This is a genomic window from Chromobacterium sp. W521, assembly GCF_052805975.1.
In genome coordinates this window covers 1-11,888 of sequence record NZ_JBRBAF010000013.1, presented here as the reverse complement: position 1 = coordinate 11,888, position 11,888 = coordinate 1, and the positions used below count along the sequence as shown (strand labels likewise).

Below are 11,888 nucleotides of genomic sequence, written 5' to 3'. Positions count from 1 at the left end.
CCGGCCGTTTCGACCATTGCGAAAGACACTAGATGGAAGACAAGACATTCAGTTTCAGCCAGGCCGCGCTGGAGGACATCGCCTCCCGCGTCATCGAACTGGCAAAGGCCGAAGGCGCCAGCGCCGCCGAAGCCGATGTTTCCGAAGGACTGGGCCAGACCGTGAGCGTGCGCCTGTCCGAGGTGGAAACCATCGAATACAACCAGGACAAGGGCGTGGGCGTAACCGTCTACCTGGGCCAGAAGAAAGGCCACGCCAGCACTTCCGATTTTTCCGAAGAGGCCTTGGCCGACACCGTGCGCGCCGCGTTGGACATCGCGCGCTACACCGCCGAGGATCCGTGCGCCGGCTTGGCGGACTCCCAGTTGATGGCCACCGAGTTTCCGGACCTCAGCCTGTACCATCCGTGGTCGCTGCCGGTGGAGGAGGCCATCGAACTGGCCAAGTCCTGCGAGGCCGCGGCGCTGGCCGCCGATCCGCGCATCCGCAACTCCGAGGGCGGCACCGTCTCGTCGCAGTCCAGCCACTTCGCTTACGCCAACAGCCACGGATTCATCGCCGGCTACGCCAGCAGCCGCCACAGCATTTCCGCTGCGGTGGTGGCCGAGGACGGCGGCGCGATGCAGCGCGATTACTGGTATTCGTCGGCGCGCCGGCGCGAGGATCTGGACGCGCCGGAAGCCATCGGCGCCAAGGCCGGTCAGCGAGCGGCGCGGCGACTGGGCGCGCGCAAGGTGAAGACCGGGCAGTATCCGGTGGTATTCGAGGCGCCGATAGCCGCCTCGTTGCTCAGTCATCTGGTGGCCGCCATCAGCGGCGGCAGTCTGTACCGCAAATCGTCCTTCCTGCTGGACTCTCTGGGCAAGCCGGTGATGTCGGCCAATGTCACCATAGACGAAGACCCCTTCTTGCTGCGCGGCATGGCCAGCGGCGCCTTCGACAACGAGGGCGTGGCCACGGTGGCGCGCCGGCTGGTGGACAAGGGCGTGCTGCAGGGTTATATGCTGGGGAGCTATTCGGCGCGCAAGCTGGGCATGCAGACCACCGGCAACGCCGGCGGCGCACATAATCTGGTTGTGCATTCCACCGGCGAAAGCCTGGAGGAGTTGCTGCGGACTATGGGCACCGGCCTGTTGGTGACCGAACTACTGGGCCAAGGCGTCAACACGGTAACCGGCGATTACTCGCGCGGCGCGGCCGGCTTCTGGGTGGAGCGCGGCGTGATCATGCACCCGGTGGAGGAAATCACCATTGCGGGCAATCTGCGCGAGATGTTCATGCAGATAGACGCGGTGGGCAACGACGTGCTGGAGCGCGGCGGCCGGCAGATGGGCTCGGTGCTGTTGCGCAGCATGATGGTGGCCGGCGAGGCCTGAGAGCCTGCTCAATGTCTGCTGCGCATCGGCGATACGGCGTTAATAACCGCTTCGAAACGCTCATGTCTCCCTTGACCATTCCGCTTTCTCAGCGGTTTTCGCCTTGTCTCGCTCTTGCTCGCGAGACTTTGGACAGGCTCTAAGGCAGGCGATGGCGGATTTGTTCGCGCCCGAAGAGGGCGGCTGGCTGGAGCGCCTATCGCCTGGCGCGGCCTTATTGCATCGCCGCGTCTGCGAGATCGACGCGGTCTTGCTGGCGGAAGTGGAGGCGGTGCTGCGGCAAGCGCCTCCGCGCGGCATGCAGACGCCGGGCGGACGAGCGATGTCGGTCGCCACAACCAGCTGCGGCGCTTACGGCTGGGTGTCCGATGCGCGCGGCTACCGCTACGCCGAGCGCGATCCCGGCAGCGGGCAGCCTTGGCCGGCGATGCCGGCCTTGTTGCGCGTTCTGGCCGAGGAGGCCGCGGCCGAAGCCGGCTTCCCCGGCTTCGCGCCGGATGCCTGTTTGATCAATTGCTATGCGCCGGGCGCCAAGATGTCCTTGCATCAGGACAAGGACGAGCGCGATTTTGGCGCGCCCATCGTGTCCGTGTCCCTGGGCTTGCCGGCTACCTTCCTGTTCGGCGGCCTTAGCCGCGCCGAGCGTCCCGGGCGCGTCGAGCTGCGCCACGGCGACGTGCTGGTGTGGGGCGGGCCGGACCGCATGCGTTTCCACGGGGTGTTGCCGGTGGCGGAGGGCGAGCACCCTTTGCTGGGGCGCCGCCGCATCAATCTGACTTTTCGCAAGGCGCGCTGATCCATGGCTGAACCGGCCGATTCCACTTCGCTGTCTTTATCCCTATCCTTGCCCGCGGATTTCCGCCGGGAGGACTTCATGGCTTTCCACCGTCGCGACGCGCAGGAGCTTTCCGAGCGGGTGACGGCCCAGAGCTTGCGCAAGGGTTTGCTGTGGCGGGGCGCGCCGGCCTGCCTCAGCATGGATTTCGATGCGGATGCGGTTCGGGTGGGCCTGGATGCGGATGCGCCGCCGCGGGATGCCGACGAGACCGTGTTGATAGGCATGGCGCGCCGCATGTTGGGACTGGAGCAGCCGGTGGCGGATTTCGAACGCGCGCATCGCGGCCATCCCCAACTGGCGGCGCTGCTCGCCGCTCGCCCCGGTTTGCGCGTGCCGCAGACGGCCACCCCGTTTGAGGCGCTGGTCTGGGCGGTTACGGGCCAGCAGATTAGCGTGCATGCCGCGATCTCGCTGCGGCGCCGGCTGATGCTGTTGGTCGGCAACCGCCACAGCGGAGGTCTGCTATGTCATCCGTCGCCGTGTCAGGTCGCGGCGCTGGAGCCGGATCAACTGGGCCTGGCCGGCTTCTCGCGCGCCAAAACCCGGACCTTGCTGGAGCTGAGCCGGCAGACGGCCGACGGGAGCTTGCCGTTGCAGGGGTGGCTGGACGGCGGCGCGCCAGAGGAGATCGCCGCGCGGCTGCTGGCCATGCCCGGCATCGGTCCGTGGACGGTCAGCTATGCGCTGCTGCGCGGCTATGGCTGGCTGGACGGTTCTCTGCACGGGGACGTGGCGGTGCGGCGAGGCCTGCAGCGTCTGCTGGGGAAGGCCGAGGCGGTGTCGCCGCGCGAAACCGAGCAGTGGCTGCAAGGCTTCGCGCCGTGGCGCGCGCTGGTGGGGGCGCATCTGTGGGCGATGCAGACGGCGGCCGGCTATTAATGGCTTGTAAAAGTCCGCTGCGCTTCGTGGGATGTGGCGCGTCGGGTGCCCCTTCGAAACGCCCATGAGCCTCTAGTTCATGCCGCTTTTTCGGCGATTTGCGTCTGGCCTCGCTCTGGCTCGTTAGGCTTTGAGCCGCTTCCGGGCGCGTCCAAGGGCTTTCCTCCGCGCGAAGTTGGCGCTGGCCGCGGCGTTTGACTACCCTAAATAGTACAAGAAGCCGTGCGGCGTCCGGCGACCGGTCCGCCGCCAACATAGCCACGCGAGGTGCGGGATGGGGAGGCAATCCGATATCGGACTGGTGTTGTCGGGGGGTGGCGCGCGCGCGGCTTACCAAGTGGGGGTGTTGCTGGGGATCTCCCGGCTGCTGCCGGATGCGCGCGTCAACCCCTTTCCCATCATCTGCGGCACGTCGGCCGGGGCAATCAACGCGGTGGCGCTGGCCTCCGGCGCCGGCAACTTCCACTTGGCGGTATCCACGCTGGCGCAGATGTGGAAGCAATTGCACATTCAGGATGTCTACGACGCCAGTTCCGGCTATTTCCTGAAGACCTTTTTGCACTTTGGCCTGTCCGTGATGTCCGGCGGCCGGCTGTGGCGCAACCCCAAAAGCTTTCTAGACAACGCCCCGCTGCGCGAGCTGCTGACCAAGGTCATGGTGTTCGAGGGCATAGACCATTCCGTTCGCCACGGCGCGCTCAAGGCGCTGGCGCTGACGGCCTCGTGTTACACCACGGGGATGTCGGTCACCTTTTTCCAGGGCGCGGACAGCCTGGAGGAGTGGGAGCGCTATCAGCGGCTGGGCATGCGCGAGCGTATCGGTATCGAGCACATGATGGCCACCTCGGCCATCCCCTTGATTTTTCCCTCGGTGTGCATAGGGGAGAAGTTTTACTGCGACGGCGCGGTGCGTCAGTTGTCGCCCTTGTCGCCGGCATTGCACCTGGGGGCGGAAAAGCTGTTTGTGGTTGGTCTGGCCAGTAAGCGGCCGGACACCATAGAACGCCGCCATAGCGGTTTTTATCCGTCGCCGGCGCAGATATTCGGGCATCTGCTCAACAGCGTGTTCATCGACAGCATGTCGGTGGACATGGAGCGGCTGACCCGGGTCAACCATACCGTGTCGCTATTGCAAAGCCACGAGGAACTGGCGCGCCAGACTAAGTTGCGCAAGGTGGACATCTTCATGCTCAACCCCAGCAAATCGCTGGAGGGCATCGCCTACAAGCACACTCGCCTGTTTCCGCCCTTGCTGCGCTTCCTGATGAAGGGCACCGGCGCCACCCGCCACCGGGGCACGGCCTTGGCCACGTATCTACTGTTTGAGCCAGGCTATACCCGCGAGTTGATCGCCTTGGGCTATAAGGACGCCTTGCACCAGAAAGAGGCTATCCGCCGCTTCCTGGAACTTTAAGGCGCGGCGCGGTTCTGAATCCTCCATGTTGTATGGCACAATCATGCGCCATGACGTTTTACCGCCAAACATTGAGGAAGATATGGGCTTGAGCAACCGACAAGGTTTTCTGCTGATCGCCGCCGCCTGCGCCGGCGCGATGGGCTTTGCACTATTCGCGCAGTACCAACTGGGTCTGGAGCCTTGCCCGCTGTGCATTTTCCAGCGCATCGGCGTGATCGCCACCGGCGTGGTCGCCTTGTTGGCGGCCATGGTCAACCCCGGTCGTTGCGGCGTCAGAGCCTGGGGCGGTTTGACGATTCTGGCGGCTTTGGGCGGCCTGTCGGTGTCGCTGCGCCAACTGTGGCTGCAACACCTGCCGGCGGATCAGGTGCCGGCCTGCGGTCCGGGCCTGGAGTTTCTGATGGAATCCTCTCCGTTGATGGAGGTGATCTCCAAGGTGCTGAAGGGCAGCGGCGAGTGCGCCGCCGTGGATTGGACCTTCCTGGGGATGGCAATGCCGTTCTGGGTGGCCGTGTTCTTTGTCGGCGTGATCGGCTTTGCCGGCTGGCTGCTGGCGCGCAAATCGGCGTGACGTCTAGACCCGAGCATTGACAAGGCCGCCTTGAGCGGCTTTTTCTTTGAGCCATGATTTTATTGCATGGCTTTGAATGTAAATAATAATGTCTACATCGCCAGCGGCGAATCCTTGTGACCGCTTTGTCATTTTGGTGCAACATCTGAAATTTAATTAACATATTGATTTTTAAGGAAAGGGTGGCCTGCGGCGCTATGAGCGTCAGCACGCGGCCGCCCGCACCCCCTTTGTTACGCCCAGTGGGGCAGCGTAGTTGCGCGCGCCGCCACCCGCGGAGCGCGTTGCCGGCGGTTTGGGCGGCAGAGAGCAAACTACAAGGGGGTAAGGAGATGAAACGCAGCTATCTGGCAGTTGCCGTGGCGGGCTTGGGGTTGGGCATGGGCGCTTGGGCGGAGGAGGAGGTCGTCACGCTTGAGCGGGTGACGGTAACCGGCTCCAATATCAAGCGCATTGGCAAGGAAAAGGCACTGGCGGTGGAGGTGATCAAGAAAGAGGATATCGACAAGACCGGCGCGTCCACCGTGATCCAGTTGTTGGACCGGCTGCCGTCGGTGGGAAGCCTGCTTGCCGGCACCAACTCCGGCAGCTTCGCCGCCGGCGCGGCCACGGCCGGTTTGCGCGGAATGAGTTCCAAATACGTGTTGGTGTTGTTGAACGGCCGGCGCCTGCCCAATTACGCGATGTTCATTAGCGGCACAGACGCTTTCGTCGATCTGAACACCCTGCCGCTGTCGGTGATTGAATCCGTGGAGATTCTGCGCGACGGCGCCTCGGCTATTTACGGTTCGGACGCGGTGGCCGGCGTGATCAACTTCAAGACCCGGCGCAATTTCCGGGGCGCCGAGGCGACGCTGCGTGGTGGCGGCAACCTGGACGGCGACGGCATTGAGCAGGGCCTGAGCCTGAGCGGCGGCTTTGGCGATCTGGAGCGGGACGGCCAGAACCTGCTGCTGTCTTTCGACGTTTTCCAACGCGAGCCGGTATTCAACCGCAATCACGATGCCACCCGCAGCAACGACTACCGCTTTCAAGGCGGTCCGGACTTGCGCAGCGGTGCGCAATGGGGCTATTGGAATGATCGGACGCCCAATGCCGACAGAAGCAACGCGCTGGCCAAGCCCTTGCCGGGCTGCCCGCCATGGCGGCTGACCACGCGACCCAGCGGCGCGAAATTGTGCGTGTCCGATGTCGATGAGCTGGGCACGCAGCTGTCCCCGCGGACCAGCCGTTACGGCTTGATGGCCAATTACACCAAGCGCCTGAGCGGCGACGCCGAGTTCTTCGCCGAGCTGGGGGTGAACCGTAGCCAGACGCCGCTGGACGGCGGCTATTCCTTTATCCAAACCATCGTCACGCCAAGCTGGGCGATTTATCCGCGGGACGGAGGGCTGGCCACGGTATACCCGGATTTCAAACCCACCGACAATTTGCAGATCACTCGCAATCTGTCGGAAAACGGCCGGCGGCTCAACGAGGTCACCAGCGACACTTACCGTGCGGTGGCGGGCGCGCGCACGGTGCTGAAGGGCTGGGACCTGGAAGGTTCGTTGAACTTGGGGCTCAACAAGGCGGAGGCGCGGCAGAACAATGTGGTGCTCGGCGATGCCTTCCTCTCCATGCTGCGGGACGGCGCCGACGGGCAGCCGCTTTACAACCCGTTCTCGCAGCACAACGACGCAGCCGCGCTGCGGCCGTATCTGACCACCATCGCCAACACCTCCTCGTCGCGCTTGTCGGCGTTCGAATTCAAGGCCAGCAACGACGAATGGTTCAAGCTTCCGGCCGGCGCCGCCGGTTTCGCCGCCGGTTTGCAGTGGTCACGCGAGGCGATTGACTCGCAGCCGGACACGCTGCTGCAAACCGGCAAGATCATGAACTTCGCTGTCCAGCAGAGTTTGCGGGCCAGCCGCTCGGTACTATCCGCCTTCGGGGAGGTCAATCTACCCGTGTTGAAGAGTCTGGAGGTTCAGTTGGCGGTGCGCGCCGACCACTACAGCGATTTCGGCGACACTTTCAATCCCAAGCTGGCTTTTTCCTTTCGTCCTTGGGAGCCGGCGATGCTGCGCGGCTCTGTCACCAGCGGCTTCAAGGCGCCGACGCTGCCCCAGCTGTACGCGTCGCGACAGGCCTACACATCGGTGTACGACTACGCGCAGTGCGCCGACCGCGGCATCCCCCGGGAGCGCTGCGGCCTGGCAAGCAATCAGCTGCGCAGCGGCGGCAATGCCGCGCTGAAGCCGGAGGACTCCCGGAACTACGCGCTCGGCCTGGTGTTGCAGCCTAGCCCGGCATTGTCGGCTACCGTGGACTGGTACCGGATCGAAGTGTCTAATACCGTGCAGTCGCTGGACCCGCAATACGTGCTGGACAACTCGGACCGCTTTCCCGGTTTCGTGGTGCGCAAGCCCGCCGATCTTCCCGGTGTCAGGGGCGATATCGACTACATTTCCGCGCCGTACATGAATATCGGCAAGACCCGGACTTCTGGTGTCGACATCGATGTGCAGTACGACTGGTCGCTGGGCGCTTACGGCAAGCTCAAGTTCCGTAATGCGCAAAGCCGCATCTTCAGCTACCAGGAGTCGCAGACCGAGACCGATCCGATGCTGGAGTACGCCGACTACGGCGCGCAGCCGCGCTGGAAAAACGTTTTCGAAGCGAGTTATAGCCGGGGCGGCTATTCTGTGGGGCTGACGGCGCGCAGCTACGCGTCCTTCAAGAATCTGTACTCCCAGCTATACCGCAATGCCGGAGGTGTGAAAGAGAGGGTGGGGAGCTATACCGCGCTGGACCTCAATTTCGGTTTCAAGCCGATCAAGAGCCTCAGCATCAGCGGCGGCATCCGCAATCTGGGCAACCGGATACCCAGCTACGCCACCGGCGCCGGTTTCAGCGGCGGGGCGTCGGCTTATTCCGGCCCCGCCACCGATTTATGGGGGAGGATGTTTTACCTGTCCGGCCGCTACGCGTTCTAGGGCGGCGCCTAGCCCGCATCGGACTTTCACGGCGTTGCACGGCGAGGAGGGCTGCGCCGCCGTCCGCGCTAGTGCTGCGGCGTCAAGGTGTCGGGAGCGGGGCTGACCGCGTTGCGGCCGGAGCGCTTGGCGATATAGAGTGCGCTGTCGGCGTCTTCATAGAAAGTACGGCCATTGTCGTCCGTTTCCGGCACCCGTGCGGCGACGCCAATGCTGCAGGTGACTTTGCGTAGAGGGCTTTTCAAATGAGGTAGCTCCAGCTCTTCCAGTCGTGCGCGAAAGCCTTCCGCGGCGGCCACAGCCTGGTCCTGGCCGCATTCTTCCAGTAGCACGCCGAACTCTTCCCCGCCCAAGCGCGCCACGATGTGGCGACGGGGGCTGAAGTAGGCGTTCAGCTCCTGCGCCAGCCGTTGCAGGATCAGATCGCCGGCGTAATGCCCGTAGTGGTCGTTGTAACCTTTGAAGTTGTCCACGTCCAGGATCAAAAGCGCCAGGGTTTTCCCGGCTGCGCGGTGCTTGTCCAGCGTCGGCGCCAGGATCTCGTCGAAGTGCCGGCGGTTGTAAAGTCCGGTGAGGCCGTCGGTGTTGGCCTGCAACAAAAGCTTGGATTGCCGCGACACGAAGCGGACGCTGCCGGCCAGAAACAGCAGGATGGCGGTGGTGACGCCGCTCCAGAACACCGAGGCCAGCGTCAGCAGCAAGACGCTGAGCACCAGCACGCCACAGGAGGCCAGCAGATAAGCCGGCAAAATGCCTTGGCGGTGCTTGTAGCGGCAGAGCAGCAGGTCCAGCAGCAGGATGGCCAGCGCGTTGATAAGGGCCTTCCATCCCAGAGGCAGCGGCACAGGAGTGTTGTCTTGTTGTAAACCGTAGAGCAGGAAGGCGTTGATCTCCACGCCGGGCATGCCGCGGTTGTTGGCCGACAGCGGCGTGGCGTGGATGTCGCCCAGGCCGGTGGCGGTGGCGCCCACCAAGACGATTTTGCCGGCAAAGAAGGACGGAGGCAGTTGATTGAGCGCGTCGATATAAGATACCTGCTGGAATGGCGGGGAGCCTGTCAGATAGGGCACCATTACCGGGTCTTCGCGCAGCCAGCTGTCAGGATTGCCGTGAGGCATCCCCAGCTTTTGCTGGTCGGATTGGCGCCGGCCATTAGCCAGGTCCAGTACGGCCTGCGCGAAATTGGGGTGATGGGGCGAGCCCAGTCCCGCTTTCAGGTAGACGCGGCGTATCACGCCATCGCTGTCCAGTTCGTAGTCTGTATGACCCAGGCCGGCGCTTGCGGCGGCGATGCCGGGCAAGGGGCGGGTTTCGGTCAGACGGTTGCCCTGCATTTCGGGAAACACCGGACTGATGACTTTCCCGTTGCGGCGAATGGCGTCGGCCAGCGCTTGATCCGACTCCGGCATATTGTGCGAGGGCTCGGCCAAGACGATGTCCAGGCCCACGGCTTTAGCCTGCGCCAGCTTGTCCACTAGCTGGGCGTGATACTCGCGCGGCCAAGGCCAGCGCCCCAGTTCAGACAGGCTGCGCTCGTCCACCGCGACGACAACGATGTCGCTGGTCTGGTTATGGTTGGACTTGAGCCGGATCAGCCCGTCGTACAGCCAGAAGTCCAGCCGAAGCAAAAGGCCGGAGAGAGTCAGCAGGGCCGCCAGCAGGGCCAGCAAAAACGGCAACAAGCGCAAAATCTTGTCGCGATAGTGAGTTAGCATTTTGTCATTCTAGGGAAGTTTTCCGGGGAGAGTGAGCATTTCTTGCTCCTCAGTCGCCAAGTAGCCGTGTTCTCCTTCTACCTTGACTGTCGCTTTGTATTGCCCGGCAGGCAAGGCTTCCAGCGCTTTCAGCTCCCATTGCGGGCGATCGCTGCTCAGCGAGAGCGGGGACGTGTTTGCGTTGGCGGCCTGAGCCGCGGTCAGCGTTAGCGTGTAGCGCGCGCGCGCGATGGGATAGGGGCGGGCCGCCAGCACCGGCGTGGTGTTGTCCAGGCGGCTAAGCCACCCTTTGGATTCCACTTTTTGCGCGGCGGAGAAAGGTCCCGGCTGGCCTTGCGCGTCCAGCCGCGCCAGTCTCCAGTACCAGATGCCGGATTCAGGCAACTCGGCTTTAAACTCGGCCTCGGTCAAGGTCTGTTCCAGCAGAGGCTGGGCGAAATCCGGTTGACGCGAAATCTGCAGCCGCAGCGGCCGTTCCGGGCTGGCGTCCACCCGCAGGGGCAGGGATTTGCCCCGCAACTGGGTGCCGTCCGCGCGCGTGAACAGCAGCGGCGGCAGCGGGTAGGCTCGCAGCTTGAAGCTGCGCGTGCTGTCGTAGCCTTCCAGTCCAGAGCGGTTCTTGGCGCGGACTTTCAGCACGTAATCGCCGTTGCCCGGCAGGCGCGGATAGTAGCGCGGGGTTTGCAACTGGCGCTCAGCCAAGCGTTTCTTGCCGCTCAGCGTGACGCGATAGGATGCCGCGCGTTCGTCGCGCTGCCACTCCAAAGGCGGAGGGTTGAATTGGCTGTTGTCCGCCACGGTGGAGAGGTCGGGCGGCGAAGGCAGCTCCTCAGGTTTGCTGGGCCCGCTTTTGCGGTTGGACAGGGTGCCGAAACCGGCGGGCACGTCCACCTTGCTGCGGCGGCCTTTGACTTCCACGCTGCCTTTGAGCACTTCCGCCAAGGTCTCCTCTCCGCCGGCGGCGTTGACGCGGAATTCGGTGCCGCGCACGGTGGTCACCGCCGACGGGGTGCGGATCTCGTAGCGGCTGGGCATCAGGATGTTGGGAATCACAGAATTGCCGGTGCTGCCGTTGTTCAGCTTGATCTGAGACTGGATTGCCCCGGTGCTGGGATAGTAGACCTGGGTTTGCAGGCTTAGGTCCGTGTTGGCGTTGACGATCAGGGAAGAGCCGTCGACGAAGCGCAGTTTGATCATGGCGTCGTTTCCGGTCGTGAAACGGGTGCCTTTGGGATATTTTTTGCCCACCGCCAGTTCCAACGGCTTGCCCTTGGCGTCGGCCGCGGCCGACTCCCCGGACATTTCTTCCAGCGTGGCGTCGGATTGGGTCTGCTTGATCCAGGGGTAGGGGACCCGCAAGATGCTGCCGGGAATCAGCCGATAAGGGTTGGCGATGCGATTTCTGGTTTGCAGCTTCGGCACATAAGCAGGAGACGACAAATGCTCGGCCGCCAGCGACCACAGGTTGTCGCCGTTTTTGACCGTATATTCCCAGATGGCTTTGTCGGCGGGGTCGCCTGCCAAGGCCAGCGTGCTAGCAAAGCAGCCAGTCACCAGGATTAAATTGCGCATAGTTGAATCTCTTTATATGGAATACCGAAAGTCAACCAAAAGTATCACCGTAGCCTAGACGCATTGCAAGCTGATAAGCAATAGAATGGTAGCTGTTTGTCTTAAATTGGGAGATAAGCGAATGATTGCTTGAAATCTGCGACGCAAAATGCAAAAAAGCAGCCTAAAGGCTGCTTCTTCGCAATGCTTGGCGGAGTGGACGGGACTCGAACCCGCGACCCCCGGCGTGACAGGCCGGTATTCTAACCAACTGAACTACCACTCCAGCAATTGGTGGGCGGTACTGGACTCGAACCAGCGACCCCTGCCGTGTGAAGGCAGTGCTCTACCAACTGAGACTAACCGCCCAAAACTGTTTTCCGTTTCCGGGTACTGCTATGCAATGCTTGTTGGCGGAGTGGACGGGACTCGAACCCGCGACCCCCGGCGTGACAGGCCGGTATTCTAACCAACTGAACTACCACTCCAACCGTAAAACCTTGGTGGGCGTTGACGGAGTCGAACCGCCGACATTCTGCTTGTAAGGCAGACGCTCTACCAAC

General features: G+C 63.2%; 8 protein-coding genes and 3 tRNA genes. 6 read left to right on the top strand and 5 right to left on the bottom strand.

The features are described 5' to 3' along the window. Nucleotides 1-32 precede the first annotated feature (32 nt). The 6 genes from pmbA to ACUXV1_RS19135 all read left to right on the top strand — a co-directional run bounded on the left by pmbA (nt 33) and on the right by ACUXV1_RS19135 (nt 8,059). Complete coding sequence (gene pmbA / locus ACUXV1_RS19160) at nt 33-1,376, top strand: metalloprotease PmbA (RefSeq protein ID WP_043637238.1); 1,344 nt, start codon at nt 33-35, stop codon at nt 1,374-1,376. 151 nt (nt 1,377-1,527) lie between these two features. Further along, the gene (alkB, locus tag ACUXV1_RS19155; protein ID WP_081576149.1) at nt 1,528-2,172 is read left to right on the top strand and encodes a DNA oxidative demethylase AlkB; all 645 of its coding nucleotides are present in this window, start codon (nt 1,528-1,530) and stop codon (nt 2,170-2,172) included. A gap of 3 nt (nt 2,173-2,175) precedes the next feature. Next, nucleotides 2,176-3,093 (top strand): DNA-3-methyladenine glycosylase family protein, encoded by a 918-nt coding sequence (locus tag ACUXV1_RS19150; RefSeq protein WP_176218517.1) that lies wholly within the window; start codon nt 2,176-2,178, stop codon nt 3,091-3,093. 274 nt (nt 3,094-3,367) lie between these two features. Then, a complete protein-coding gene (locus ACUXV1_RS19145; protein ID WP_446016263.1) occupies nt 3,368-4,507 on the top strand; it encodes a patatin-like phospholipase family protein in 1,140 nt (379 codons plus the stop codon). Nucleotides 4,508-4,589: 82 nt separating this feature from the next. After that, nucleotides 4,590-5,081, top strand: coding sequence for a disulfide bond formation protein B (locus ACUXV1_RS19140; protein ID WP_043637222.1), 492 nt, complete (start codon nt 4,590-4,592; stop codon nt 5,079-5,081). Nucleotides 5,082-5,413: 332 nt separating this feature from the next. Next, nucleotides 5,414-8,059 (top strand): TonB-dependent receptor plug domain-containing protein, encoded by a 2,646-nt coding sequence (locus ACUXV1_RS19135; protein ID WP_446016265.1) that lies wholly within the window; start codon nt 5,414-5,416, stop codon nt 8,057-8,059. A 68-nt stretch (nt 8,060-8,127) separates the two neighbouring features. On the opposite strand, the gene ACUXV1_RS19130 is transcribed toward ACUXV1_RS19135, so the two are convergent. From ACUXV1_RS19130 to ACUXV1_RS19110, 5 genes are all read right to left on the bottom strand, one after another. Then, nucleotides 8,128-9,774, bottom strand: a complete 1,647-nt coding sequence (locus ACUXV1_RS19130) for a CHASE2 domain-containing protein (RefSeq protein ID WP_043637218.1) — start codon at nt 9,772-9,774, stop codon at nt 8,128-8,130. A 9-nt stretch (nt 9,775-9,783) separates the two neighbouring features. Further along, nucleotides 9,784-11,346, bottom strand: coding sequence for a FecR domain-containing protein (locus tag ACUXV1_RS19125; protein ID WP_081555682.1), 1,563 nt, complete (start codon nt 11,344-11,346; stop codon nt 9,784-9,786). A 188-nt stretch (nt 11,347-11,534) separates the two neighbouring features. After that, nucleotides 11,535-11,611: transfer RNA gene (locus ACUXV1_RS19120), tRNA-Asp, on the bottom strand. Between the two features lie 6 nt (nt 11,612-11,617). Further along, nucleotides 11,618-11,694, bottom strand: a tRNA-Val gene (locus ACUXV1_RS19115). 42 nt (nt 11,695-11,736) lie between these two features. Then, nucleotides 11,737-11,813: transfer RNA gene (locus tag ACUXV1_RS19110), tRNA-Asp, on the bottom strand. Nucleotides 11,814-11,888: the final 75 nt, after the last annotated feature.

Excerpts from the sequence above, each read along its gene's own strand:
- pmbA (WP_043637238.1), top strand. The coding sequence starts at position 33 with ATGGAAGACAAGACATTCAGTTTCAGCCAGGCCGCGCTGGAGGACATC.
- alkB (WP_081576149.1), top strand. The coding sequence starts at position 1,528 with ATGGCGGATTTGTTCGCGCCCGAAGAGGGCGGCTGGCTGGAGCGCCTA.
- ACUXV1_RS19150 (WP_176218517.1), top strand. The coding sequence starts at position 2,176 with ATGGCTGAACCGGCCGATTCCACTTCGCTGTCTTTATCCCTATCCTTG.
- ACUXV1_RS19145 (WP_446016263.1), top strand. The coding sequence starts at position 3,368 with ATGGGGAGGCAATCCGATATCGGACTGGTGTTGTCGGGGGGTGGCGCG.
- ACUXV1_RS19140 (WP_043637222.1), top strand. The coding sequence starts at position 4,590 with ATGGGCTTGAGCAACCGACAAGGTTTTCTGCTGATCGCCGCCGCCTGC.
- ACUXV1_RS19135 (WP_446016265.1), top strand. The coding sequence starts at position 5,414 with ATGAAACGCAGCTATCTGGCAGTTGCCGTGGCGGGCTTGGGGTTGGGC.
- ACUXV1_RS19130 (WP_043637218.1), bottom strand. The coding sequence starts at position 9,774 with ATGCTAACTCACTATCGCGACAAGATTTTGCGCTTGTTGCCGTTTTTG.
- ACUXV1_RS19125 (WP_081555682.1), bottom strand. The coding sequence starts at position 11,346 with ATGCGCAATTTAATCCTGGTGACTGGCTGCTTTGCTAGCACGCTGGCC.